The organism is Streptomyces sp. NPDC087901 (genome assembly GCF_044742205.1).
GTDB lineage: Bacteria > Actinomycetota > Actinomycetes > Streptomycetales > Streptomycetaceae > Streptomyces.
Genome location: NZ_JBIUUC010000001.1, coordinates 1,237,485 through 1,262,673, shown reverse-complemented (window position 1 = coordinate 1,262,673; position 25,189 = coordinate 1,237,485). Strand labels below are relative to the sequence as shown.

The 25,189-nt window shown below is 69.9% G+C and carries 22 protein-coding genes and 1 pseudogene; 9 read left to right on the top strand and 14 right to left on the bottom strand.

Annotation, left to right across the window (positions count from 1 at the left end; genetic code table 11):
* Window positions 1–375: 375 nt before the first annotated feature.
* Window positions 376–1,185 carry an NAD(P)-dependent oxidoreductase gene (locus ACIOEW_RS05580; RefSeq protein WP_362546809.1) on the top strand — a complete coding sequence of 270 codons (810 nt, stop codon included), beginning with the start codon at window positions 376–378 and terminating at the stop codon, window positions 1,183–1,185.
* Window positions 1,186–1,317: 132 nt separating this feature from the next.
* Entirely contained in the window at window positions 1,318–2,529 is a 1,212-nt protein-coding gene (locus ACIOEW_RS05575) for a TerD family protein (RefSeq protein WP_401961454.1), read from the top strand.
* 120 nt (window positions 2,530–2,649) lie between these two features.
* Here the strand turns inward: ACIOEW_RS05575 and ACIOEW_RS05570 are convergent, their stop codons facing one another.
* From ACIOEW_RS05570 to ACIOEW_RS05555, 4 genes are all read right to left on the bottom strand, one after another.
* Window positions 2,650–2,880, bottom strand: a complete 231-nt coding sequence (locus ACIOEW_RS05570) for a hypothetical protein (protein WP_037711258.1) — start codon at window positions 2,878–2,880, stop codon at window positions 2,650–2,652.
* A 293-nt stretch (window positions 2,881–3,173) separates the two neighbouring features.
* The gene (locus ACIOEW_RS05565) at window positions 3,174–4,664 is read right to left on the bottom strand and encodes an alkaline phosphatase PhoX (protein ID WP_401961452.1); all 1,491 of its coding nucleotides are present in this window, start codon (window positions 4,662–4,664) and stop codon (window positions 3,174–3,176) included.
* Between the two features lie 127 nt (window positions 4,665–4,791).
* Window positions 4,792–6,294: a hypothetical protein gene (locus ACIOEW_RS05560; RefSeq protein WP_401961450.1), complete on the bottom strand. Its 1,503-nt coding sequence runs from the start codon at window positions 6,292–6,294 to the stop codon at window positions 4,792–4,794.
* A 200-nt stretch (window positions 6,295–6,494) separates the two neighbouring features.
* Window positions 6,495–7,199 carry an antibiotic biosynthesis monooxygenase gene (locus ACIOEW_RS05555; protein WP_401961447.1) on the bottom strand — a complete coding sequence of 235 codons (705 nt, stop codon included), beginning with the start codon at window positions 7,197–7,199 and terminating at the stop codon, window positions 6,495–6,497.
* A 135-nt stretch (window positions 7,200–7,334) separates the two neighbouring features.
* On the opposite strand from ACIOEW_RS05555, the gene ACIOEW_RS05550 reads away from it, so the two are divergent.
* Together ACIOEW_RS05550 and dapA are read left to right on the top strand one after the other, a co-directional pair.
* Window positions 7,335–8,456: a lipid II:glycine glycyltransferase FemX gene (locus ACIOEW_RS05550; protein ID WP_401961445.1), complete on the top strand. Its 1,122-nt coding sequence runs from the start codon at window positions 7,335–7,337 to the stop codon at window positions 8,454–8,456.
* A 236-nt stretch (window positions 8,457–8,692) separates the two neighbouring features.
* On the top strand, window positions 8,693–9,586 hold the full coding sequence (dapA, locus tag ACIOEW_RS05545; RefSeq protein WP_401961443.1) for a 4-hydroxy-tetrahydrodipicolinate synthase: 894 nt from the start codon (window positions 8,693–8,695) through the stop codon (window positions 9,584–9,586).
* Between the two features lie 154 nt (window positions 9,587–9,740).
* Here the strand turns inward: dapA and dapD are convergent, their stop codons facing one another.
* The 3 genes from dapD to ACIOEW_RS05530 all read right to left on the bottom strand — a co-directional run bounded on the left by dapD (window position 9,741) and on the right by ACIOEW_RS05530 (window position 11,753).
* On the bottom strand, window positions 9,741–10,730 hold the full coding sequence (gene dapD / locus ACIOEW_RS05540) for a 2,3,4,5-tetrahydropyridine-2,6-dicarboxylate N-succinyltransferase (protein WP_362546790.1): 990 nt from the start codon (window positions 10,728–10,730) through the stop codon (window positions 9,741–9,743).
* A gap of 166 nt (window positions 10,731–10,896) precedes the next feature.
* Window positions 10,897–11,433, bottom strand: coding sequence for a TetR family transcriptional regulator (locus ACIOEW_RS05535; protein ID WP_362546787.1), 537 nt, complete (start codon window positions 11,431–11,433; stop codon window positions 10,897–10,899).
* The gene (locus ACIOEW_RS05530) at window positions 11,433–11,753 is read right to left on the bottom strand and encodes a multidrug efflux SMR transporter (protein ID WP_148015904.1); all 321 of its coding nucleotides are present in this window, start codon (window positions 11,751–11,753) and stop codon (window positions 11,433–11,435) included. Before ACIOEW_RS05530 ends, ACIOEW_RS05535 begins: the two co-directional genes overlap by 1 nt.
* A 207-nt stretch (window positions 11,754–11,960) precedes the next feature.
* On the opposite strand from ACIOEW_RS05530, the gene ACIOEW_RS05525 reads away from it, so the two are divergent.
* Both ACIOEW_RS05525 and ACIOEW_RS05520 read left to right on the top strand, forming a co-directional pair.
* Complete coding sequence (locus tag ACIOEW_RS05525; RefSeq protein WP_401961575.1) at window positions 11,961–12,980, top strand: hypothetical protein; 1,020 nt, start codon at window positions 11,961–11,963, stop codon at window positions 12,978–12,980.
* A 199-nt stretch (window positions 12,981–13,179) separates the two neighbouring features.
* Window positions 13,180–15,396, top strand: coding sequence for a protein kinase (locus tag ACIOEW_RS05520; protein WP_401961439.1), 2,217 nt, complete (start codon window positions 13,180–13,182; stop codon window positions 15,394–15,396).
* A 181-nt stretch (window positions 15,397–15,577) separates the two neighbouring features.
* Here ACIOEW_RS05520 and ACIOEW_RS05515 read toward each other — a convergent pair whose 3' ends face one another.
* Entirely contained in the window at window positions 15,578–18,046 is a 2,469-nt protein-coding gene (locus ACIOEW_RS05515; RefSeq protein ID WP_401961436.1) for a hypothetical protein, read from the bottom strand.
* 170 nt (window positions 18,047–18,216) lie between these two features.
* Window positions 18,217–18,942: a DUF6333 family protein gene (locus ACIOEW_RS05510; RefSeq protein WP_401961434.1), complete on the bottom strand. Its 726-nt coding sequence runs from the start codon at window positions 18,940–18,942 to the stop codon at window positions 18,217–18,219.
* Between the two features lie 344 nt (window positions 18,943–19,286).
* On the opposite strand from ACIOEW_RS05510, the pseudogene ACIOEW_RS05505 reads away from it, so the two are divergent.
* The 3 genes and pseudogenes from ACIOEW_RS05505 to ACIOEW_RS05495 all read left to right on the top strand — a co-directional run.
* Window positions 19,287–19,601: pseudogene (locus ACIOEW_RS05505) on the top strand (alpha/beta hydrolase); the annotation flags it as partial.
* A gap of 6 nt (window positions 19,602–19,607) precedes the next feature.
* A complete protein-coding gene (locus ACIOEW_RS05500; protein WP_401961432.1) occupies window positions 19,608–19,826 on the top strand; it encodes a hypothetical protein in 219 nt (72 codons plus the stop codon).
* 73 nt (window positions 19,827–19,899) lie between these two features.
* A complete protein-coding gene (locus tag ACIOEW_RS05495) occupies window positions 19,900–20,340 on the top strand; it encodes a hypothetical protein (RefSeq protein WP_401961430.1) in 441 nt (146 codons plus the stop codon).
* 463 nt (window positions 20,341–20,803) lie between these two features.
* On the opposite strand, the gene ACIOEW_RS05490 is transcribed toward ACIOEW_RS05495, so the two are convergent.
* The 5 genes from ACIOEW_RS05490 to sufC form a co-directional block, all read right to left on the bottom strand.
* Window positions 20,804–22,198 (bottom strand): DUF3616 domain-containing protein, encoded by a 1,395-nt coding sequence (locus tag ACIOEW_RS05490; protein ID WP_401961428.1) that lies wholly within the window; start codon window positions 22,196–22,198, stop codon window positions 20,804–20,806.
* A 149-nt stretch (window positions 22,199–22,347) separates the two neighbouring features.
* Window positions 22,348–22,686 (bottom strand): metal-sulfur cluster assembly factor, encoded by a 339-nt coding sequence (locus ACIOEW_RS05485; RefSeq protein ID WP_056783575.1) that lies wholly within the window; start codon window positions 22,684–22,686, stop codon window positions 22,348–22,350.
* The gene (gene sufU / locus ACIOEW_RS05480; RefSeq protein ID WP_024492621.1) at window positions 22,683–23,138 is read right to left on the bottom strand and encodes a Fe-S cluster assembly sulfur transfer protein SufU; all 456 of its coding nucleotides are present in this window, start codon (window positions 23,136–23,138) and stop codon (window positions 22,683–22,685) included. The genes ACIOEW_RS05485 and sufU overlap by 4 nt, the downstream gene beginning before the upstream one ends.
* Before the next feature lie 21 nt (window positions 23,139–23,159).
* The gene (locus ACIOEW_RS05475) at window positions 23,160–24,428 is read right to left on the bottom strand and encodes a cysteine desulfurase (RefSeq protein ID WP_350988841.1); all 1,269 of its coding nucleotides are present in this window, start codon (window positions 24,426–24,428) and stop codon (window positions 23,160–23,162) included.
* Entirely contained in the window at window positions 24,425–25,189 is a 765-nt protein-coding gene (sufC, locus tag ACIOEW_RS05470; protein WP_362546765.1) for a Fe-S cluster assembly ATPase SufC, read from the bottom strand. Before sufC ends, ACIOEW_RS05475 begins: the two co-directional genes overlap by 4 nt.

Genomic DNA, 25,189 nt, shown 5'->3' with positions numbered 1-25,189 from the left:
GCAGGAAATGGCGTACGACCCGGGTTCATCACGGTCCCGGGTGCACACGCCATTTCTGAGGAGACGCCCCGGAGGGGCCACACCCCCACCCACCGAACAAGGCGCACCCCCTCCCACGCGGAGCACCCGCACCCAACCAAGCCCGTCCGGCGATTGAGGACGGAACCCCGCACCCTGGACCAGCCGCACCCCCGCGGAGCGAGCCACACCCAATCAAGCCCGTCCGGCGCTTGAGGACAGAACCCGCGCCCCGGACCGGGGCGAGCAACACCCCCTTGACGCAACCGCACACGCTCCGTAACTTGTCCACGCATGTGAATGCCGCCCATGCATCTAGCGAGCGCGCGCTCGCCCCCGCACCGAGGAGATCCGCGTATGTCCGCTCCCCGCACCGTCCTGCTCACCGGCGCCGCCGGCGGTCTCGGCACCCTGATGCGCGGACTGCTGCCCGCCCACGGTTACGAGCTCCGCCTGTTCGACATGTTCCCCATCGAGGGCGAGCCGGACGCGATCACCGCCGACCTCGGCGACAAGGAGGCACTGCGCGAGGCCGTGCGGGGTGTCGACGCGATCATCCACCTTGCGGGCATCTCCCTGGAAGCCTCCTTCGACAAGATCCTCAGAGCGAACATCGAGGGCACCTACAACCTCTACGAGGCCGCCCTCGCGGAGGGCGTGCGCCGGATCGTCTTCGCGTCCTCCAACCACGCCGTCGGCTTCACCCCCCGGCCGCTCCCCGGCGACCCGCTCATTCCCATCGGCACCCCACGCCGCCCGGACACCTTCTACGGTCTCTCCAAGTCCTTCGGCGAGGACCTCGCCCAGCTCTACTGGGACCGGCACGGGCTGGAGACCGTTTCGGTGCGCATCGGCTCCTGCTTCCCGGAGCCGACATCCGTACGGATGCTGTCCGTCTGGATGAGCCCCAGCGACGGCGCCCGGCTCTTCGATGCCGCGATCACCGCCGAGAACGTGGGACACACGGTCATCCACGGCTCCTCGGACAACACCCGCCTGTGGTGGGACCTGACGACGGCACGGTCCCTCGGCTACGAACCGCAGGACGACTCGGAGGAGTACGCGGCGAAGCTCATCGCCGAACAGGGCGAGCTCGACCCGGACAACCCGGACCACGCCCACCTCGGCGGCCACTTCTGCACCAACCCGCCGATCTGGCCGTACTGAGCGGCCGCGGCAGCCACCCGGAGAAGGGTGACATCCACTCTCAGACCCGGGCAGAGCCTGCGCTGCCGCCGTACGGGCGAAGGTGCCCGAAGGTAAGGGAACGGCAAAGCCGGGTCATTCGTTACCTCGTGCATGACCGCTATGACACCCGGCTCGAACATCCCCCTCTCCGCCGCCCGCGTGACGGTGGACGTCGCCGCTCCCGTGCGGCTCGACGTATCGGGCCTGCTGCTCACCGCCGACGGCAAGGTGCGCTCAGACGACGACTTCATCTTCTACAACCAGCCTGCGGGCCCGGGTGTGACCTACCGCTCCGGCGGCGGCACCGCGCCCGACGCGATCGTGGTGGACACCGCCGCGGTGCCGCCCGGCATCGAGAAGATCGTCGTCACGGCGAGCCCGGACGGAGCGGGCCAGACCTTCCAGGGCATCGAGCCCACCGCCACCGTGCGCAACGCGGACGACGGCAGTCCGCTCGCCACGTTCACCCCGCCGCAGCTGGGCTCCGAGACCGCGCTCGTGATCATCGAGGTCTACCGGCGGGGCGGCGCCTGGAAGGCCCGCGCTGTCGGGCAGGGCTATGCCAACGGGCTGGCCGGCATCGCCACCGACTTCGGTGTCTCGGTCGAGGAGCCCGCCCCCGCCCCCGCCCCGGTCGCACCCCCGGCGCCGGTCGCCGCGCCGGTGGACCCGCGAATCGCAGCTCCCCCGGCACCGGCCGCGCCGCCGGCCCCGCCCGCCGCGCCGCCGGCTCCCCCGGCCTCCGGCAAGATCAACCTCGACAAGGGCCGGGTCAGCCTGCAGAAGAACCAGACCGTGTCACTGGTCAAGGGCGGCCGCCCGCTGCTCTCCCAGGTCAAGATGGGCCTGGGCTGGGAGCCCGCGTTCCGCGGCAAGGACATCGACCTCGACGCCTCGGTGATTGCATACGGCCCGAACCGCAACCACCTGGACAGCTGCTACTTCGGCAAGCTCTCCATCCTGAACGGCGCCATCAAGCACTCAGGGGACAACCTCACCGGCGAGGGCGCCGGCGACGACGAGGTGATCGTCGTCGACCTGGGCCGGATTCCCCCGGAGGCGACCGGTCTGGTGTTCACGGTGAACTCGTTCACCGGCCAGAAGTTCACCGAGGTGGCCAAGGCCTACTGCCGGCTGATCGACGCGGCCACCGGCGAGGAGCTGGTCCGCTTCGACCTGACCGGCGCAGAGCCGCAGACCGGCGTGATGATGGCAAAGCTGATCAAGCAGTTCTCCGGCGAGTGGGAGATGACGGCGATGGGCGACTTCGTGAAGTCGCGCACCGTCCGCGGCATGGTCAAGCCCGCCGCCCAGTCGCTCTAGGACGGACAGGCCCCGAGGGGCCGGTGGAACGTCTTCAGGGGCACCCGGCTGGCTGCGGGTGCCCCTGAAGGCGGTCGGCGAGAGAAATACGGCGTACGCGGCGCGTGCTCGTCGCTTCTCTCAGAGCTTGGTCAGCTTGGAGTACGGGCTCAGGATCCTCCCCTGTCGCCCCGAGAAGTCGATGAGCACTGCGTCGTTGTCGCCCTCGACAGCAAGGACTCGACCGAGTCCGAACTGGTCATGCGACACCCTGTCGCCCACATCGAACAATTCGACCGGTGGGGCCGCCTGGGCCGGGCGGTTGAAGGGACTGGAAGGCAGGTGACGCCGGGATCCGGCTGACTGTTTCATTACATTGAGTATGCGCCCTGGAAACGCCCGACGCCATGCCCGACCGCTCCTGGGGGCGCACTGATGCCGGATTCGTAATCAGCGGTTCCGGGACCGTGCACCGCCCCTCCCCGCTTCCGGCAAGGGCACCGCCCGTGTCACGGCGCCTGCGGGGCCGCCGCGGATGTGGCGGTTATCGCTTCCCCATGAGGCGTGGCCGGCGGGCTTTCCGGGCACAGGACCGGCCCGGCCCGCGGCGGACACCACCGCCGGGGACCGGGCCGGTCACTGCTGAGGGGCTCCGCTGCGGGGTTCTACTGCTCCCGACGCGAGTGGCGCTTCCACGGGCCGGTGATGGCCAGCATGATGCCGGGCGTCTGGATGTTGGCGAAGAGCGTCTTGCCGTCGGGCGAGAAGGTCACGCCGGTGAACTCGCTGTACTCCGGCTCGGCCTCCGTGCCGGCGTTCAGCTCGTTGCGCGCGATGGGGTAGGTACGGCCGCTCTCGGTCGCCCCGAAGAGGTGCTGGATGCCCTCGCCGTCCTCGGAGATGACCAGGCCGCCGTAGGGCGAGACGGTGATGTTGTCCGGGCCGTCGAAGGCGCCGTCCTTGGACGGGTCGGCGTTGACGCCGAGAAGCACCTTCAGCGTCAGCGTGCGGCGCTTCGGGTCGTAGAACCAGACCTGGCCGTCGTGCTGTACGGGGCTCTCGCCACGGGCGAACGAGGAGACGATGTAGGCGCCGCCGTCTCCCCACCACATGCCTTCGAGCTTGCGGGCGCGGGTGACGTCCGTGTCGCCGAACTGCTTGCGCACCGAGACGGTCTTGGCGTCACGGTCGGGCACGTCGACCCAGTCCACGCCGTACACGGTACCGATCTTCGTGGCACGCGAGAGGTCGTCGACGAACTTTCCGCTCTTGTCGAAGCACTTGGTGGCCTGCAGGACACCGGCGTCGTCGGCGAGCGTGCGGAGCTTGCCGCGCCCGTGCTTGAAGCCGTGCGGCGGGACCCAGCGGTAGAGCAGTCCGTTGGGGCCGGACGCGTCCTCGGTGAGGTAGGCGTGACCGTGCTTGGGGTCGATGACGACGGCCTCGTGGGCGTAGCGGCCGAAAGCCTTGATCGGGCGCGGGTCGCGGTTGGCGCGCCGGTCGGAGGGGTCGACCTCGAAGACGTAGCCGTGATCCTTGAGCAGGCCGTTCTTCCCGGCCTTGTCCTCGGTCTCCTCGCAGGTCAGCCAGGTGCCCCACGGGGTGGAGCCGCCGGCGCAGTTGGTGGAGGTGCCGGCGATGCCGACCCATTCGGCGGTGCGGCCGTCGCGGCGGGTCTCCACGACGGTGCAGCCGCCGGCGGCGACCGGGTCGTAGACGAGGCCGTCGGTGAGCGGAACGGGGTGCTCCCAGCCCGCGCGGGTGCCGCTCAGCTCGTGGTTGTTCACCAGCAGGGTCACGCCGCGCGCACCCTCGAAGGCGGCCGTGCCGTCGTGGTTGGAGGGGGTGTACTCGCCGGTCTCCAGCTTGGTGACGCCACTGTGGGTGATGACCTTGTACGAGAAGCCGGCGGGCAGCGCGAGTATGCCCTTCGGGTCGGGGAGCAGCGGCCCGTAGCCGGGCTCGTGGCTGTGCCCGTGTCCGTGTCCGTGTCCGTGTCCGTCGTGACCGTGGCCGTGGTCGTCGTGGCCGTGCTTGGAGTCCTCGGCGGCGAGGGCGCCGGGTGCGGTGGCCAGCGCGGCGACGGTTCCGGTGAGGGCGATGCCGGCACCGGTGAGGGCGGACTGTCTGGTGAATTCCCTGCGCGTGAAGGCCATCACGTACTCCTGGTGCAGCTGGGGCGGGTTGGTTGCGGGATCACCGTCCCGCCCCTGCGCCAACACCAGTTGAACTGACGACGACTTCGAGGGATTCCGTTGCGTGAACTTCCTCGCCGCCGCCGGCTCAGTTGCCGGAGCCGCTCCGCGACCGGGCCTTGAAGGCGGCCTTGCGGGCGGCCTTCGCCTGCTTCTTGTCGCTGTGCAGCCGCCCCATCGCTTCCAGGACGTCCGCCGTCGCCGGGTGGTCCACCCGCCACGCCTCGTCGAAGAAGCCGCTGTGCTGGCCGGACAACCCCTCGACCAGGCCCTGGAGCTCGTCCAGATCGCCGTCCGCCTCCAGCTGGGCCGCGATCGTGTCGATGGCGAGCCAGAAGATCATCGCCTCCGAGGGTGCCGGCACGTCGGCGGCGCCCCGCTCGGCGAGCCAGACCCGGGCGAGTCCGCCCAGTTCGGGGTCGCCCAGCACCGCGCGCACCGCGGGTTCGGCCTCCGCGCCGACCAGGGCGAGCGCCTGCTGGCAGTGCAGCCGGCGCAGCGGTGCCTGCGGGTCCTCGCCACGTGCGGCGTCCAGGAGTTCACCGGCCGCCCCGTCGGCGCCGTGCCGCGCGAGCCACAGCTCGATCTCGCCGCGGGCCGCCTCCTCGGGGTAGTACGCGATGCCGCCGAGCAGCACGTCGGCGCCCTTGTCCGCCAGGTCGCCGACGGCCGGGGCGTCCACACCGGCGTCCAGCATCCGGGCCCGGATGCCGTAGAGGCCGAGGGGGGTCAGCTTCACCATGCCGTACCGGGTGACGTCGTCGTCGTCGGCGGGCGGCACGGCCTCCTCGCCCTCCTCGGCCAGCAAGGCCTCGTCCACCGGGTGGTATTCGACGATGCCGATGGGTTCGAGGACCCGGAACTGGTCGTCGAGGCGCATCATCGCGTCGGACACCTGTTCCAGGATGTCGTCGGTCGGCTCGCCCATGTCGTCAGGGACGATCATCGAGGCGGCCAGCGCGGGCAGCGGCACGGGCTCGTCGCCCGCACCCTCGCCGACCGTGATCAGATAGAGGTTGCCGAGCACCCCGTCGAGGAATTCGGCCTCGGTCTCCGGATCCCAGTCCAGCGCGTCGAAGTCGACCGACCCGTCCTCACCGACGAGGTCGGCGAAGTCGTCGAAGACCGGGGCGGTGGCGTCGGCGTGGGCGGCCTCCAGGCCGTCGAGCCAGATCGTCAGAACGTCCTGCGGAGAACCGCCTGTCAGCAGGGCCAGGTTCTCTCCCGCGGTGACGGTTCCCTCCGCGTCGCCGTCGTGGCCGTCGTCGCCGTCGTGGCTGTGCGCGTCGGGATCCGCGTCCTCATCCGTCTCCGGGTCCTCGATCTCGACCAGGCCGGTGTCGACCGCGAGCCGCCAGGCCTCGCTGGCCTCCGCAGCACCGTCCTCGTCCGCGACAAGGCCCAGGTGCTCGGCCGCCGCGGGCAGCTGCGCGTCGACGAGCTCGCCACCCGCGCCGACCCGCGTGTCCGGCCCGGCCCAGCGGGCGAGCCGGACGGCGCGGGCGAGCAGCGGCGCGGCAAGCGCGTCCCGTGCCAGCTCCGCCTCGGTGTGCAGCCGTACCGGCGGCAGGGTGGGGCGCTCTGCGGACATCAGGGGGTTCTCCTCGAAAACGTGCGGGTGTACACGTCGCCGGGGCCACGGCTCCGGGCGAGTACGGGGTCAGGCGTCCCAAGCCTAGACGTATTTCGCCCGGTGCCGCCCGGTGCACGGAAGAGAAGGAGGCGGGTCACCGAAAGGACCCGGACAACTCATCTCCGTACCCTGGGGATTGCCGCCCCGGAAGGTCCCCGTCACCCGCCCTCGCCCGGCCGCAGGCTGAGCACGGGGGCGTAGCGGCGCACACCGCCGCCGGTGACGCCCGGGTAGGTCTGCACCCGTTCCCACTGCGGCGTCCGCGATCCGATGCCGTCCCCGGGCGCGGCCAGTGCGTCGATGTGGGCCTGGGCGCTCACCCACTCCGCGTAGTTGAGCACCCGGGTCCCGTCGGTGCTCACATGGAAGTGGCCGGCGAGCCCGCCGGGCGCGGGGGCCGGGTCCGTCCCCAGCGCTTCGAACACGCCGTCCACCCAGTCGCGTTGGCGGGCCCTGTCCGCCCCTTCGAACTCGACGTCGACCACCACGACGCAGCCGGGCTCCCGGCTGCCGGGCGACGACGAGCGGTAGAGCTCGTAGGTGTGCGGTCCGAGCCGCTCGATGCCCGGCACGGCGGCGTCGATCTCGGCGTTGCGCTCGTCGCGGCCGTCCCCGACGAAGGCCTGATAGCTCTCCTCGCCGGTCCACTGCGAGTAGTGGAGGAGCGTCCTGCCGTCCTCTCCCGTGTACACGCTGTACGAGAGCAGCCCCGGGTGCGGCCAGCGCCTGGCCCCCCACGCGGAGCGGATGGCCCCGACGGCCTGCTGTCGGCGTTCCGGCGTGCCGACGTCCCAGGTGCTGACCTTGACGAGCCCCGCATCCGCTCGGGTGACATCGGGCCGGGACACGAACTCCACTGTCATGACTGCTCCCCTCACCGGCGCACCCTTGCGGTGCGTCCGTGACAGCCACCCTGATACGTCAAGCACGCTTGAGGTCAACCGCGGCCCGCGTCCCCCTCGCTACGCTGACGAATCGGACTACGAACGGAGTACCGCATGACGCTGCGGGTCGAGGAGATCACGCGCGAACAGCATCTGGCGTTCGTCGCCGGCCGCGACGCCGCCAGCCATATGCAGGTCCCCTCGTGGGGCGAGGTGAAGCCCGACTGGCGTGCGGAGAGCATCGGCTGGTTCGACGACGGCGGGCGGATCGTCGGTGCCGGACTGGTGTTGTACCGCCCGGTCCCCCGGCTGAAGCGGTATCTGGCCTATCTGCCGGAGGGTCCGGTCATCCCGTGGCACGAGGGCGAGCTGCGCCCCTGGCTGGATCCGCTGGTGGCCCACGCCAAGGCCCGGGGCGCGTTCACGGTACGGATGGGCCCGCCGGTGATCGCCCGCCGCTGGGAGGCGCCGACGGTCAAGGACGCGATCGCGGACGCGGCCGCGGGCCGGCTGCGCGACGTCGAGGCGGATGTGACCGAGCCCCGGGCCGCCGAGGTCGTGGAGCAGTTGCGCCGGCTGGGCTGGCAGCAGGGCGCGGACGGGGACGCTGACGGCTTCAGCGCCGGGCAGCCCCGGTACGTGTTCCAGGTGCCGTTCGCCGGGCGGTCGCTGGAGGAGATCCGGGGCGGGCTGAACCAGCAGTGGCGGCGCAACATCAAGAAGGCGGAGAAGGCGGGCGTGAAGGTCGTCGAGGGCGGCCTCGACGACCTTCCGGTCTTCTACGAGCTGTACCGGGAGACCGCCGAACGCGACCGCTTCATCCCCCGGCCGCTCGGCTACTTCCAGCGCATGTGGACCGCGCTGCGGGCCGAGGACCCGGACCGGATGCGGCTCTATCTCGCCCACCACGACGGAGAGGTGCTCTCGGCGGCGACGATGCTGACCGTCGGGACCCATGTCTGGTACTCGTACGGTGCCTCGACGAGCCGCCGGCGCGAGGTGCAGCCCAACAACGCGATCCAGTGGCGGATGATGAGCGACGCGCACGAGCGGGGTGCCGCCGTCTACGACCTGCGCGGCATCACGGACACCCTCGACGAGGGCAACCATCTGCTGGGCCTGCTGCGGTTCAAGGCGGGCACCGGGGGGCGGGCCGCCGAGTACATCGGCGAGTGGGACTACCCGGTCGGCAAGCTGCTGCACAAGGCGTTCGGCCTGTACATGTCCCGGCGCTGAGCGCGCCGCCCCGCCCCCGCCGCACCGCCGCCTTCGCGGGCGGACCGTCCGGCGGGCGCGGCAGCGCGGGTGAGTGGTGGCGCTGACCAGCGGCAAGCGCCGTGCGGGCGCCCACCGCTTCTCCATCTCGCCGGGCCTCACCGCGAGCCGCCCCTTCAACAGTTGAGCGCTGCTTCACCTTCACCCGGAGAAGAACTAAGTGGACCTTCACGGTCCCACGGGCCGACACTTCGGACATGACGCCGCTCCCGTCCTCCCGCCCCCGTCCCTTCGGCCGCACCCTCTGCGCCATGGTCACGCCGTTCACCACCGCCGGCGGCCTGGATCCGGACGCTGCCGCCGCGCACGCCGCGACGCTGGTCGCCGGCGGCTGCGACGGTCTGGTGCTCAGCGGCACCACCGGCGAGTCCCCGACCACCTCCGACGCCGAGAAGGCGGCCCTGGTACGTGCGGTGCGGGAGGCGGTCGGCCCGGACGTGTCGCTGGTCGCGGGCGTCGGAACCGCTGACACACGGCACACCGTGGAACTGGGCAGACAGGCGGAGCAGGCCGGCGCCGACGGCCTGCTGGTCGTCACCCCTTACTACAGCCGCCCCCCGCAGGCCGCCGTCGAGGCGCACTTCCTGCGCGTCGCCGATTCGGCCGGCCTTCCGCTGATGCTGTACGACATCCCCGGCCGCACCGGCACCCGCATCGAGCCGGAGACGATGCTGAGGCTGGCGGAGCACCCGCGCATCGTGGCGGTGAAGGACTGTTCGTACGACCTGCTCGGTGCGACGAAGGTGATCACCGCCACCGGGCTCGCGTACTACTCGGGCTGCGAGGAGCTCAATCTGCCGCTGTACGCGGTGGGCGGCGCGGGTTACGTCAGCACGGTCGCCAATGTGGCGCCACGCCCCCTGCGGGCCGTGCTGGACGCCTTCGACGCCGGGGACACCGCCGGGGCCGCGCGGCTGAACGGGCTCCTGGCCCCGATCACGGAGCTGATGATGGCGTCCGGGCTGCCGGGCACGGTGACGGCGAAGGCACTGCTGGACGCGGGCCCGGTCCGGGAACCGCTGCAGCCCGCCGGGCGCGAGGCGTCCGACGGGCTGCGGAAGGCGTACGCGGAACTGCTCGCCGCCTGCTGACGGGCCTCGTGCGCCGATGGGCGTCACCGCTGGCCGGCGGCTTGCGTCGTCGCGGCGCCCGAGCCGTTGACCTGCACGGACGCAGCGACGGTTCCTATCGCGCACGAGGTCGTAAGACTGTCCCGCAATTGCTGGCGGGACAGCCCTCAGTCGTTCAGTCGTTGTTGTGCAGGACGTCGTTGAGGCCGCCCCAGACCGCGTTGTTCGGGCGGGCCTCGACGGCACCGCTCACCGAGTTGCGGCGGAAGAGGATGTTCGAGGCGCCGGAGAGCTCGCGGGCCTTGACGACCTGACCGTCCGGCAGGGTGACGCGGGTGCCGGCAGTGACGTACAGACCGGCCTCGACGACGCACTCGTCGCCGAGCGCGATCCCGACCCCGGCCTCCGCGCCGACCAGGCAGCGCTCGCCGATCACGATGCGCTCCTTGCCGCCGCCGGAGAGCGTGCCCATGGTGGAGGCGCCGCCGCCGATGTCCGAGCCGTCCCCGACGACGACGCCGGCGGAGATCCGGCCCTCGACCATGGAGGTGCCGAGGGTGCCCGCGTTGAAGTTGACGAAGCCCTCGTGCATGACGGTGGTGCCGGCCGCGAGGTGCGCGCCGAGCCGCACCCGGTCGGCGTCGGCGATCCGGACGCCCTTCGGCGCGACGTAGTCCGTCATGCGCGGGAACTTGTCGACCGAGGTGACCTGGAGGTGCAGGCCCTCGGCGCGGGCGTTCAGCCGCACCTTCTCCAGGTCGTCGACGGCGACCGGGCCGAGCGAGGTCCAGGCCACGTTGGTGAGGAGGCCGAAGACGCCGTCGAGGTTCTGCCCGTGCGGCTGGACGAGGCGGTGCGAGAGCAGGTGCAGGCGCAGGTACGCGTCGTGCGCGTCGAGCGGCTTGTCGTCGAGCGAGGCGATGACCGTGCGGACGGCGACGACCTCGACCCCGCGGCGGGCGTCCACGCCGATGGCCTTGGCAGCGCCCTCGCCCAGCAGGTTGACGGCACGGTCGGGGGTGAGCCGCTCGGTACCGGCCGGTCCGGGCTCGGCGGTGAGCTCGGGCGCGGGGAACCAGGTGTCGAGAACGGAACCGTCGCCGGCGATGGTGGCGAGGCCGGCGGCGACGGCGCCGGTGGTACGGGGGGAAGTCGTGTCGGTCATGACCAGAACCTAACCGGCCGGGGGCGGCCCGGGCCAACCGGTCTCAGCGTCCGGGCGTGGCCACGACCGCGCCGCCGGGGCCGGACCGGCCGTCCGCACGCGGCGTGTCATCCGCTGTTGCCCGGAGCGGCCTTCCGGGTGCACGGACGGGGCCGCAGGGACGGGATCAGCTGCTGATCCGGCCCAGCATCTCCCGTGCATACGCCTCGTCATAGACCCCGCCGGTGAGGAGGACCTGCAGACAGATCCCGTCCATCAGCGCGATCAGCGCACGCGCCGTCGCCGGGCCGGTGCGCGGCGCCAGGAGTGCGGCGGTGTCGTCGGTCCACTCGGCGGCGACCGGGCGCAGCGCGGGCCGGCGCAGGGCGGCGAGGTAGAGCTCGTACTCAAGCTCCGCCCGGCCGCGGCCGGCGCCGAAGAACTCCCCGAGCAGCCGGGCCAGTTCGGTGGCGAGATCGGCGGCCGGGTCGGCGAGTGCCCGGCTCTTGCGCATGAGCGTGGCGAAGTTCTCGTTCGACCGGCGCAGGGCGGCGATCAGCAGTTCGTCGAGCGAGGCGAAGTGGTACGTCGTCGAGCCGAGCGGCACATCGGCCTCGGCGGCGACGGAGCGGTGGCTGAGCCCGGCGATCCCCCTGGCGCCGACGACCCGGATCGCCGCGTCGATGATCCGCTCGCGCCGCTCGGGGTCGTACCGTCGCGCCATCAGTGGGCTCCGCCCAGATTGAGGACCACCACACCCGCGATGACCAGGGCGATGCCCGCCGCCTTGACCGGGCTGCCGGACTCCCCCATGAACAGCATGCCGATGACGGCGACGGCGGCGGTGCCGATCCCGGCCCAGATCGCGTATGCCGTCCCCATCGACATCGTCTTGAGCGTCTGCGCGAGCAGCGAGAAGGCGAGCAGGTATCCGACGACGGTGATCAACGAGGGCCACAGCCTGGTGAATCCCTCGCTGTACTTCATGGCGGTCGTCCCGGCGACCTCCGCCGCTATGGCCGCGGCCAGCAGTCCGTATCCCATGTGTACGAGTGTACGCATCGCCGGTGCGGGAGGCCCGGGGCCGGGACAGCCCCGGGGGCGCTACCGTGGTCCGTCCAGTACATGCCAGTTCATGATCGACTGACCGACGGAGCAGCAGTGGCGCAGGACGCGGGGTGGGGTGGCGGTGCCTACGAGGGCGCGCCGTACGGGGGACCTGGGGGGCCGCCCGGCTGGGGCGGCGGCTGGATGTTCCCGAAGCCCGGAGTGATACCTCTGGGCCCGCTGCGGCTCGGGGACGTCCTGGGCGGTGCGTTCGCCACCTTTGGCCGTTACGGCAAGCAGTTGCTCGGCGTCGGCGCTGCCGCGTACGGCGGGGCGCTGGCCGTGGTGGTGGTGTCCGCCGTGATCGCGTACTCCGCCGTCGCGGACCATCTGGACCGGGTGCTTTCGCTCGGTTCCGACGAGAACCCCCGTACGGAGGACTGGGTCCCGCTGGTCATCGCGTTCGGCTCGGTCGCGGTGGTGGGCCTGATCGCCGCCGTGATCTCCACGGCCATGATGTACACGGCCGTGCCGGCGGTCCTCCAGGAGGCGGTCCTGGGCCGCCCGGCCACGTTCTCCGCCGTCTGGCGACGTGCCTGGGCGCGGATGCCCGCCGTGATCGGGACGGTCCTGCTGACCTGGCTGATCGCGCTGGTCCCGCTGCTGCTGGCCTGGGCCGGCTTCCTGGCCTTCGTGATCGGCATGCTCAGCATGGACGGCGGCAGCGGACCGGTCGTCGCGATCCTGATCGGCGTAGTGGGCGCCCTGGCGACGGCCCCGCTGGCGACCTGGCTCTGGGTGAAGTTCAGTCTGGCCCCCTCGGCCGTCGTCTTCGAGAACCAGGGCCCGATCGCGGCGATGCGCCGCTCGTCCAGGCTGGTGCGCGGGGACTGGTGGCGGATCTTCGGGATCACTCTGCTGGCCGGCGCCATCGCGATGGTCGCGAGCTATCTGATCCAGATACCGTTCTCGTTCCTCGGCATGTTCTCCGGCGTCCTCGGTTCGATGAATCTGGGCGACGACCCGAATCCGGCCTCGGTCATCGTCGCGATGAGCGGCTACGTGGTGTCGATACTCGTCGGCCAGCTGGTCAGCCAGATGGTCGTGGCCACCTTCCCGCCGCTGGTGGCAGGACTGCTGTACGTCGACCGCCGGATCCGCACCGAGAACCTGGGCCCGGTCCTCGCCGAGGCCGCCGCGATGCCGCCGCAGTACTCGGCCTGACGCGGCATCCGCAGGGCGGGAGCCGGGAGCACGCCCTTGCGGATGCGCCCGGTCGCCGCACGGCCCCGGGCGGCGCCGGCGGGCGCCTGTGCGTCCCCCGCTTTGCTCTGCGGTACCGCCGTGCGGCTAGTTTGTGTGCAGGAACAGGTACGCGGGCCCGTGATGACAGAGGTTCACGGGGGACGGGAGGTCGGGAAGAGTGTCGCTGCGCGGAGGTGATCCAGCCGAGATCGGCGGTTATCCGCTTGAGGCACGGCTGGGCTCGGGTGGCATGGGCACGGTCTTCCTGGCCCGTACGAGCTCGGGAAGACCTGTCGCGATCAAGCTGATCCACCAACAGTTCGCGGGGGACGACGAGTTCCGCATCCGCTTCCGCCAGGAGGTGGCGGCGGCGAGGCGGGTGAGCGGCGCGTTCACCGCCGCTGTGGTCGACGCCGCCCCTGAGGCCGAGCAGCCGTGGATGGCCACGACCTATATCGAAGGGCCCACGCTCGCCCAGCACATCGCCGCGGAAGGCCCGTTGAACGGGGCGGAGCTGCGGAGGCTCGCCATCGGGCTGGCAGAGGCGCTGCGCGACATCCACCGGGTGGGGGTCGTCCACCGTGACCTGAAGCCCTCGAACGTCGTGCTCTCGCCCGAGGGCCCGCGCGTCATCGACTTCGGCATTTCGCGCGCCGCGGACCAGCAGACGCTGACGATGACGGGTCGGGTCATCGGCACGCCGCCCTTCATGTCGCCGGAACAGTTGCAGGCTCCGCGCGGTGTGGGGCCCCGGTCCGATGTCTTCTCGCTGGGGACACTGCTGGTGTACACGGCGACGGGCCACGGGCCCTTCGACGCTGACAGCCCGTACATGACGGCGTATCAGGTGGTGCACGAGGAGCCGTCGCTGGATGCCGTTCCGATGGCTCTGCGCGCGGTCGTCGAGTCGTGCCTGGCCAAGGAACCCGAGGGCCGCCCCTCGGCGGACGAACTCCTCGTGCTGCTGCGGGATCTGCCGGCCGATCTCGGCGGAACCGGCGCGGACGGGGCCGGAGCGGGCCGTACCCGCGACATGAACACCCACCATCACCTCGTGACGCCGGCCGGCCCGGCCATCGGTGCCCCCGGTGCCGGGAGCACCGACACCTCCATCGGCCGCCGGCTGCGCCGCCGCTGGCGTCCCGTGCTCGCGGCCGCGGTCGCCGTGGCGGCGATCGGCGGCGGGGCGGCCGCGCTGAAGGCGGGCGGCTCCGGGGGAAACGGCGACGAGGGCAAGAGCGTCGCAGCTCCGGCTGCCGCGCTTCCGGCCGGTTTCGGCCCGTGGCGCACGACTGTGCAGGGCGGCCGTGCGGACATCTCCGACGAGCTGCGGTGCGTCGCCCCGGGCGACGCGCTGTTCTGCGGGGGCGGCGGTGTCATCGCGACCCGGGTCAGGCCGCAGGACGGCTCGCGGGTGTGGACGGCGAAAAGCCTGGGCGTCCCCGTCCAGGGCATGCACCTGGTGGGCGCCACCGACGACACGGTGCTCGGTTACCGCTTCGCCGCCGAGAACGACCCGCAGGGACCTCCCAGCGAGGTGGTGGCCCTCGACGCGGACACCGGCCGGGAGCTGTGGTCCGTGGCGTCCGGCTCCCAGTCGACGGCCGTCACGGGCCGGACCCAGGACGCCGTGGTGGCCGGCACCGCCGTCGTGACGGTCGACGCCTCCAACTCCCGCTTCGAAGCCCGGGACGCGCACAGCGGCAAGACCGCCTGGACGACGCCGTTCCCCGCGGACACGCGGTGCGCCGCCGTCCCGGCGGGTTCGCGGCTCTTCGCGATGTGCGCGCAGAACGCGGAGCTGAATGCCTCGGAGGTACGCCACCCCACCTTGTTCACGGTCGACCGCGCCTCGGGGGCGCTGGGCAGCCCACTCGCCGTTGACGGCCCTGCCGTACCCGTGGGCGTCGACGACGGCGGCCTCGTACTCCTGAAGGAACACCTGGAGGGACCGGCGTCGGTCGGCTACGACGCGGTGGCGCGGGTCGACCCGAACTCTCCGAAAGTCACGTACTCCCGGCTGGCCAAGACGTACACGGGAACGCCCGGCATGGTGAACGGCACCGTCTACGTGAGCGGGCAGACCGGCCTCGTCACGGCGATCGACCCCGCGACCGGCCGGCAGAAGTGGTCGCGGCAGACGTCCGTGGAGGGTGCTTCGGGCCCCGCGGCGGGAGACGACGCACTGTACTTCAGCTCGGCCACCGGCCGGGTGGTCGCCCTGTCGCCGCGCGACGGGAAGCCCCTGTGGACGACAGATCCGCAGGCCGAGGGTCTGACGGGCGAACAGGGCGCAAGCCCACGCGTGACCGTCGCGGGGCGTGCGGTGATCGTGGCCGCGGCCGACAACACGCTCTTCGCCTTCGACGCGCAGAAGCCGCCGAAGTCGGGCTGACTCCGGCGGCACCGGATGCCGGACGTCCGAAGCCGGTCGTCGGAAGCCGGAAGTTGGTCGTCCGAAGCCGGTCGTCCGAAGCCGGAAGCCAACTGCATTCGGACCGAGATAAGCCTCACCCCCGCGCCTTTCGGGGGGTGAGGCTCATTCCGTGTCAAGCGTGCGAATCACCGCTGGTCAGTCAGCCGGTGACGTCCTGACGCCTGCGTCGCATCCACCACACCAGCGCCGCGCCTGCGACGACGACCGCTGCGGCGATGCCGGAGATCAGCCCGACCGGGGTGTCGGAGCCGGTGTCGGCGAGGCCGCCGTCCGGGTCCGGCATGTTCGCCGGAGGCTGGGTGTTCCCGCCCGTCGGGGCCGGGGCCGAGGCCGACGGATTGCCACCCGGTTCGGTCGGCTCGGGACCAGGCTTCGTGGGAGTGGGCGTGGGCTTGGGAGTGGGCTTGGGAGTGGGCTTGGGGTCCTCGCCTTCGCCTGCCGTCACCTTGCCGCCGCCCAGGAAGAGGGTGTCGGTGTCCCGGTACGAGACGTCATCGGACTGGAGGGACGTCTTGGTGGTGGTGTCCAGGGTGCGGTGTTCGACGTTGAACCGGGTGCGAGAGATGTTCTGCTTGGGCTGCTTGGAGAAGTCCACGCCGCCGACGCCCTGGTTGTAGACCTTGCCGCCGTACTCCAGCTCGAACCACTCGATGCCCTTTTTGATGGAGTCCATGTAACGCCCGTGGACGCTCTCGCGGGTCCACTTCTCGTTGGGGGCGCGCAGCGGCCACGCGGAGACGTCGTTCGAGTTGATGATCTTGTGGAAATCGCTCGGCGTCTTCGCGTCCTGCTGGCGGATGTACTCGGCGGCGACACGAGCGGTGTAGACGGCGCGCAGGTCGGCGTAGTCGGGGTCGGTGTTGACCCGCTCCTCCACCACCGGCATCACGTTCGTGCGGATGCTCGCCTCGATGGCGTGCTTCTGCGTGTCGGTCAGGCCGGTGCACTCGGTGGAGCCGGGCGCCTGCCACTCGACGTCCAGCCACTGGCTGGACACCTTCAGGGGTGCGTCGAGGATGTAGATTCCGCCGTCCTGCTCGCGGACCTGGGCGGGCTTGGGCTCGATCCACATGCGCACGCCCGGGAAGCAGGGCATGCCGTTCTGGCGGGGTGCGGTGTCCCAGTACCGCCTGGCGCCGGCGTGCTTGTCGGGGTTGAGGGCCTCGGAGAAGTCGTGCTTCATCTCCAGGTCCGATTCGAGCAGGACGCGGCCCGCGTCGGTCTTACCGAACGTGGCGTCCATGACCCGGTCGGGCTCGTCCGGGTTGAGGTTGACCCAGAACTTCTCCGGGGTCAGTGCGAGCCAGGTGAACAGGGCGTCGGAGGAGAGTTGCATGCGCGCCTCGCCACCGAAACCGGGGTTCTCGTCCGGGTTGGGCATCTGGTCGGCACGCATGGAGTACTGCATGCCCTTGCCCTTGCCCAGGCCACCGACGTAGCGGAGTTCGAGGGTGGTGAAGTCGACGCCGCCCGGGCCACCGCGCGGGAGGGTGCCCCGGGAGTCGAACCGGCGTGCGTCGGCCTGGATCCTCTTGGCCTCCTCCAGCGTCTTGCCGGAACCATTGATGCGGTCGTTCAGCGAGCCGCGGGTTCCGCAGTTGGAGGCGGCGGCCAGTTGCATCCGGCCCTGGCCACCCTGGCAGCCCGGGGCAAACCACCTCTGGTAGTCGGAGTAGCCCCTGATGGGTTTGGTCCGCGGGACGGGATTGTAGATCCGCTGATTGCCGCGGACCTGGTTCGTCTGGCCCGGCCGCAGCCGGTTGACGTACTTGTTGAAGTTGTCGATCTTCTTGCGCTGGGTGTCGGTGAACGCCTTCGCGCCGGTGACCCGGAACTTGTGGTCCGGCATGAGCCGGGCGACCTTCCGGTCCTTCGCGAGCTGCTTGTTCGTCAGTTCCGAGTTCGACTTGAACTCGTTGAACTCCTTGGTGCGCTGGTTGTAGGCGTCGTACCGGCGCGTGTCGACCACATTGCCCTGTGCATCGATGAGTTCGACGGTGACCTCGCACAGCCAGTCCGGCCCGACCAGACGGAAGTCACGGACGAGCTGGCTTTCGAACGACGAGCCCTTGTGGTTGTTGACCTGGTTGCGGATGTACCGGTGCTCGAACCAGTGGTCGAAACTCAGGCCCTCGTTGTTGTTGAAGTACCGGGCGTAGATCTCGAACCTGCGGTCCTCCGGGTCACCGGACTTGTCCGCGGCCTTCTGCCACGCCTTGTAGTTCTTCTCCGTGTCGCCCGGGACCTTGGACAGGGCCTTGGTCTTGTTGGCGGCAGTCGGCGCCTTCACCCCGTCGTACGCCTTGCCGGGCAGGTCGTAGTTGAAGTTCTTCGGGTTGCCCTGCCAGGCGGAGAAGTTCGAACCGGTGGGGTCGTTGGGGAATCCCGAGTTGGTCGGCGTGCTCTGTTCCGTGCGTCCCAGGTTCTTCTTGTCGCAGCGCTGAGCGCCGGGCTTGATCCTGGCCGAGACAGCGCGTGGCGCTGCGGAGGCGGTGTCGGTCTCGATGCCGGGAAGTCCGGTCACGGTGATCGCCGAGGCGATCCCTAACGCGGCGAGGACGCGGCCGGCCGTACGCCACCGCTCGGATATGCGCAGTGCTCTGTTCAAGAGTGAACATCCCTCACGTGGGGCCTTGAGGGGATAGGGGCGGCGCGTGAGGCCCCCGTGACGTGTACGCGCCGCCCATTCACCCTAGACCGGCCCGTCGTCACGTAAAAAGTGGTTAAGGGCGTGTCCCCGATCCACCCAAGGTGCTCACAAAGGGAGTTGATGTGTGCTCAGTCCGTGAAGTGCAGACTCTCCATGTGGCTCGTCGCGTGCTCACTGTGCCGCACCCTCAGCGAGGAGGCGTCCAGATCGGCCCGCCCCCACGGGTCCGCCTCCCCGAGGCATGCCGTGGCGAGGGCGCCCCAGTCGTTCTGGTTCGGGTCGTCGTCCAGGTCCACGTACGCATCGAGGTCTTCGAGGCCTTCAGTAGTGATCCCGAGGGCGGACATGACCCCCTGCGGATCGCCGGTCACGACGAACGGTTCGTCGCCGGGCCAGCCACAGGCATGGAACATGGTGCCGTCCGGCAGCCACACGAGGTCCTCGGTGTGCTCGGCACCGCAGTGCACCTCCACCCTGCCCACGATCCGCGCGTCGGGGAAGCGCTCACGCAGCCGAGTGGCCTCCGCGAGCAGCGGCATGTCGTTGCCGTCGTCCGCGAACGCCGGATCGGAGACCGACATGACGTTTCCCCACACCCCCACCTGGACGATGTCCAGATCGGCCCTCGTGGCAACCGTGAGTATGTCGCTCCGTTTACGGGGGCCGAGGTCTTCGATCACCTCGTCGATCGCTTCCAGGGAGCGGGCGAACTCCACCGCCCTCTCCACGTCGTTGGGCGGGAGCTCGCCGACCGCCCCTCTGAACGGAGGCTGAAGGACGGTCAGTTCGTAACGGCTGCCACTGCCCCGGGTTTCGCGGTCGGGAGGCAAGGTCCAGAAGTCGGTGTCAGACATGCCCGTCACCGTAACGGGTCCCCGGCCGATCCCGTGGCGCCCGCCGAATCGGCCATACCCGCCGGCCCGTCTGGCAGGCGCGGCCGCGCGCGGGGGTGGAATCACTCAACCCGCCCGGCAGGATCAGCCGTTGAGGGCAGGTCGAGCAGTTTGACCGGCCCGGCTGGCGCAATCCAGCACGCGTGTTTGATTGCGCTCGTCCATCCGGGAATGCTGGCGCCTGTTGGGCCCAACGGGCATCCCGGTTCGGCACCGGGCCCAAGGGATAAGGGGACACGGGGAGGACGCAGTGACGACACGGGACGAGTGGGAGCAGCTCAAGGCCGGACCGGCAACATCGTCTCTCCACCATCCTGTGGCTCGACTACAACGCGCCGGACAACGTCGTTCCCCAGGCGACGCGCGGGGAGCACGCGGAAGAGGGGGGCCCGCGGCTCCACGATTTCCTGGAGGGGAACAGAGTCGCGCAGCAGGCGGACGACGGCACTCGCTCACACACGACTGTCCTCGGGCACAGTTACGGCAGCACGGTCGTCGGCGTCTCGGCGCAGTCGGGAAGCTGGGACGACGCCAAGACCACCGACGACTACGTCTTCGCGGGCAGTCCCGGTGTCCAGGCCGATCACGCGGCGGACCTGGGCGCCGGAGCCGACCACGTCTGGGCCATGGGCTCCGACTCCTGGGACGACCAACTGGTCCGCCAGGGGGGCCGAGTGCTGGGGCTCGGTGACAACGGGAACATTCCCACCGACGAATCCTTCGGCGGGAAGATCATGGCAAGCGACGCCGGCGGACACACCGAATTCTACGATGAAGACTCCCTAAGCCTGCGCAATCAGGCGGCCGTCATCGCCGGCAAATATGGCAAGGTGGAACTTGAATAGGCGAGTTCATCAACTGGGGTTCATTATCGCGATATGCGCGCTGGCGGTGGCGTGTTCAGGAAAGGAGGATGCGGTGGAGACACGGGACAAGGACACCGTGAAAGCGGATGCCGAGAGGGCATCCAGCCAGATTCTCGAGCTGATCGACATCAAGGGCACGGTCACGGAGCCGGGGGCCATGACGATGCCCTGCTCGGGCTACGACTCCGCAGAGGTCTACCGCGCACGTCACCCCTGGAGCATTTACAAGGCCCCCTTTACCGATATGCAAAAGGCCATGAATCGCCTGCGGGTGGGGCTCCCGAAAGACGGCTGGAAGATCGTCAAGGACGGTCCGGACAGGAGCCAGGGCAAAAGTCCACAGATCATCGCGGAGTCCGAGGGGCGGGAACTAGCAATCGACGTGAGGTTGCACAAGGAGGTCAAAGCCGAAAACTCCCCGCCCATGCTGGAGCTCACCGTCGAATCGCGTTGTTACCGGTCGCCGGCCACCCCGACTGCATCGGAGGGATAGCCCGCCGGCAAGCGTGGCCAAAACTCGATCGGGCCCCCGGCAGGCTCGCGCCGGGGACCGTTAACACGCGCACGGTGTGCACTTGGGGTGACCTGCCAGTGTGTGCAAAGGGTGGACCGCCTGCTGGCCGATCTCCCGAAAGACGGCTGGAAGATCGTCAAGGATTGCGTGGACCGCGTTCAGAACCGGGCAGGCCGGGCCCTTGGAGTCGCGGACCGGCCGTCGACGTCCTCGGTCCGGCCATCGCCCTCACGCTCCGGCTCAGTTGGTCCTCGGCACCTCGATGTCACAGACCAGCGCATACAGGATGTCCCGGGCCCGGCGCAGGTCGTAGTCCGTCGCGTTCACGATCGTTCCCTCGCCCTGGTGAAGAGCGCCGGGCGGCGCGTGCGGTCGGGCCGCGCCGATGGCGGAGGACGAAACGGCCGTGCGGAGGGCGAGCCGTGGGGCTCGCCGCTCCGGTTCAGGCGTTGACGGTGAACCAGGTGGCGCGGGACTTCTTCCACTCGTCGTGGTCGAGGTCCTTGGCCTCCGTGCCGTCTCCGTACAGGTCGGCCGAGCCCGCGTCCGTGAGCAACTGGGCGCGTGCGCCGGGCGTGTTCAGGTCGGGGACGGCGACGACGGCCTCCCAGCCGCCCGGGTCGGCGGTCGGCAGGTCGAGCCGCTTCTGCGGTGCGTGTCCCGCGATACCGTCCCAGGAGTAGAGGGCGTACGGGTCGGAGTTGTCGTCCGCCGCCCAGGAACCGGCCACGATCAGGTACTGGTCGGCCGAGTTCTTGCGGATGTCGCGGATGCTGAGCCCGCCGAGATCCAGCTCGATCGGGGTGCCGATCGTCGCCTTCGCCCCTGAGCCGGCCACCTTGTCGAAGTTGGTGACGGGAACGATCAGCGCCTTGCCGCCCTCCTTCGGCGGGACGAGCGGGGCGCGGAAGCCGAGGTAGGCGGTGGTCGTGGAGCCGGGGGCGAACTCCAGGCCCTCGATGTTGAACCCGTCGATCTGCTTGGGGGCTTCGCCCTCCGCCGTCCCCGCAGCGAATCCGTACCGGTTGCCGTTGGCCTTGTCCCAGGCGACGAGATCGTCCCTGAGCTTCTTGTACGAGCCTCCGACGGTCAGCTGGGTAGCGGAGCCGGAGCCGTTCACCGTGGTCGTGAAGACGGTGTTGCGGTCCGCCTTGTACTCGCCGTCCTTGTTGTTGCCCAGGGAGCCGGTCCAGTAGATCGTGTTCCCGACCCGGGCCGCGCCCTCGATGTCGATCTCCTTGGAGACGCCCAGCTTCGAGGCGACGTCCCAGGTCCGCACGGGGGCACCTGAGATCGAACTGTCGTAGAGGCGAAGGGTGTTGGACTCGTCGTCCGCCACCACCAGGTACCCGCCGCCGACGTCGACGGCAGCCGAGGCGTCCGAGGAGCCGGTGAGGTAGCGGGTGTCGGCCGCGTTCTGCACGGCGGCGGAGGCCGCGAAGTGCAGGGACTTGGTGGCGGTCTTCCCGCCGAGGCCGGTGACCTTGATCGTGAGGTCGGTGTAGCCACGGGCATGCGCGGCGACCCGGAGCTGCCGGGTGGTGCCCGTGCCGGTCACCGTCACATCGCCGGTCGCGGCGACGGACGACTTGGAGCTGGCCGACGCCGCCACGCCGAGCGCCGACACATCCGCACCGCTCTGCCCGACGGTGACCGTCACCACCGGGTCGGCGCTCGCGCCGACGGCGCCGGAGAGGTAGCCGGACGACAGCGTGATCGTCGGCGTCCCGTAGCTCGCCGCATGCGCGGGCGCGGAAAGACCGAGGGCTGCCAGCGCCAGCGCACCCCCTGCGGCGGCGACGGTCCGGCGGTGAGGGAGGACAAGCTGATGCAGCACGGTGTGCCTCTCGTCGGCGTGGTGTCGAGGAGTAGGTTCCGGTTCCCGTGCCAACGGGCGGCGCACGCCAGGAGTACGGCGGACGAACAACGTCGAACGGCCCCCGGCAGGCTCGCACCGGGGGCCGTTCAGGTCGTACGGGGTGGGACTCAGACGTTGAAGCCCAGCGCGCGCAGCTGCTCGCGGCCGTCGTCCGTGATCTTGTCCGGGCCCCACGGCGGCATCCAGACCCAGTTGATCCGGAGCTCGTTGACGATGCCGTCCGTGGCGGACTTCGCCTGGTCCTCGATGACATCGGTCAGCGGGCAGGCCGCGGACGTCAGGGTCATGTCGAGGGTCGCGATGTTGGCGTCGTCGACGTGGATGCCGTAGATCAGCCCCAGGTTGACGACGTCGATGCCCAGCTCGGGGTCGACGACGTCGTACAGCGCCTCGCGGACCTCCTCCTCGGAGGCCGGCTTCGTGGTGAGAGTCTCGTTGTCGCTCATGCCGTCTTCCCTTCGGACAGCGCCTTCGCCGTCGCGTCCTTCCACGCCATCCAGCTCAGCAGCGCGCATTTGACCCGGGCCGGGTACTTGGAGACACCGGCGAACGCGACCGCGTCCTCCAGCACCTCCTCCATCGCATCGTCCGGCTCCAGCTGTCCCTTGGACTGCATCAGCTCCAGGAACGCGGCCTGGATCTTCTGCGCCTCGCCCAGCTCCTTGCCGACCAGCAGCTCGTTCAGCACGGAAGCGCTGGCCTGGCTGATGGAGCAGCCCTGGCCCTCGTAGCTCACATCGGCGATGGTCTCGCCGTCGTACCGCACCCGCAACGTGATCTCGTCACCGCACGTCGGATTGACGTGGTGCACCTCGGCGTCGCCGTCCCGCAGGCCGCGCCCGTGGGGGTGCTTGTAGTGGTCCAGGATCACTTCCTGGTACATGGAATCAAGCTTCACCAGTCAACCCTCAGCCGCTGTCTAACCGAAAAAGTTCCGGACGTGTTCCAGACCGTCCACCAGGGCGTCGACCTCGGCGGGCGTGGAGTACAGATAGAACGACGCTCGCGTCGTCGCAGGAATTCCGTACCGCAGGCAGACCGGTCGTGCGCAGTGGTGTCCGACCCGGACCGCGATGCCCAGCTCGTCGAGAACCTGACCCACGTCGTGCGGGTGGATGTCGCCGAGCGTGAATGAGATCGTGGCGCCGCGGTCCTCAGCGGTGGCGGGGCCGATGATCCTGAGGTCAGGCACCTCCAGCAGACGCTTCACCGCGTACTCGGTGATGGCCTGCTCATGGCGGTGGATGTTCTCCATGCCGATCGCCGAGAGGTAGTCCACGGCCGCGCCGAGGCCCACGGCCTGGGCGATCGGGGGCGTACCGGCCTCGAACTTGTGCGGCGCGGGGGCGTAGGTCGACGAGTGCATCGACACGGTCTCGATCATCTCGCCGCCGCCGAGGAACGGCGGCAGGTCCTCCAGGAGTTCCTGCCGTCCCCAGAGCACGCCGATGCCGGTCGGGCCGACCATCTTGTGACCGGTGAAGGCCACGAAGTCGGCCTGGAGCGCCTGCACGTCGAGCACCATGTGCGGGGCGGCCTGCGAGGCGTCGATGCAGACCAGTGCGCCGACTTCCTGGGCGCGCCGGACGATCTGCTCGACCGGGTTGATCGTGCCCAGGATGTTCGAGACCAGCGTGAAGGAGACGATCTTCGTCTTCTCGGTGATGATCTCGTCGATGTTGGACAGGTCGAGCCGGCCGTCATCGGTGATGCCGAACCACTTCAGCTTCGCGCCCGTGCGCTGCGAGAGCAGCTGCCACGGCACGATGTTGGAGTGGTGCTCCATCTCCGTGGTGACGATCTCGGTCTCGTGATCGACCCGGTAGGGCTCGTCGGCCCAGCCAAGCATGTTCGCCACGAGGTTGAGCGACTCCGAGGCGTTCTTGGTGAAGATCACCTCGTTGCGGCTGGGCGCGTTGATGAACGCGGCGACCTTGTCACGGGCGCCTTCGTACAGCGCCGTGGCCTCCTCCGCGATCGTGTACACGCCGCGGTGCACATTGGCGTTGTGCCGCTCGTAGTACTCGTTGACTGCATCGAGCACCTGGCGCGGCTTCTGCGAGGTCGCCGCGCTGTCCAGGTACACGATCTTCTTGCCGTCGTGGACCGTGCGGTCCAGGATCGGGAAGTCCTTGCGGATCGCCTCGGTGTCGAGGAGGCCGGAGAGCCCCTGTCGGGCGTCAGTCACGCGGAAGCGCCACCCTTCGTGTAGGCCTCGTAGCCCTCGTCCTCCAGCTTGTCGGCGAGCTCGGCACCGCCGGACTCGGCGATGCGGCCGTTGGCGAAGACGTGCACGAAGTCGGGCTTGATGTAGCGGAGGATCCGCGTGTAGTGCGTGATCAGCAGGGTGCCGACCTCGCCGGACTCGCGGACCCGGTTGACTCCTTCGGAGACGGTCTTCAGCGCGTCGACGTCCAGGCCGGAGTCGGTCTCGTCGAGGATCGCGATCTTCGGCTTGAGGAGCTCCAGCTGAAGGATCTCGTGCCGCTTCTTCTCACCGCCGGAGAAGCCCTCGTTGACGTTGCGCTCGGCGAACGCCGGGTCCATCTGGAGACCGGCCATCGTCTCCTTGACCTCCTTCACCCAGGTACGCAGCTTGGGTGCCTCGCCGCGGACGGCGGTGGCGGAGGTACGCAGGAAGTTGGAGACCGAGACACCGGGGATCTCGACCGGGTACTGCATGGCGAGGAACAGGCCGGCACGGGCGCGCTCGTCGACGGTCATGTCCAGGACGTTCTCGCCGTCCAGGGTCACCGTGCCGGCGGTGATCGTGTACTTGGGGTGGCCTGCGAGGGAGTACGCGAGGGTGGACTTGCCGGACCCGTTGGGGCCCATGATGGCGTGGGTCTCGCCCTGCTTCACGGTCAGGTCGACGCCCTTGAGGATCTCCTTCGTGGCGTTGTCGGCCTCGACGGTGACGTGCAGGTCGCGGATTTCAAGCGTTGCCAT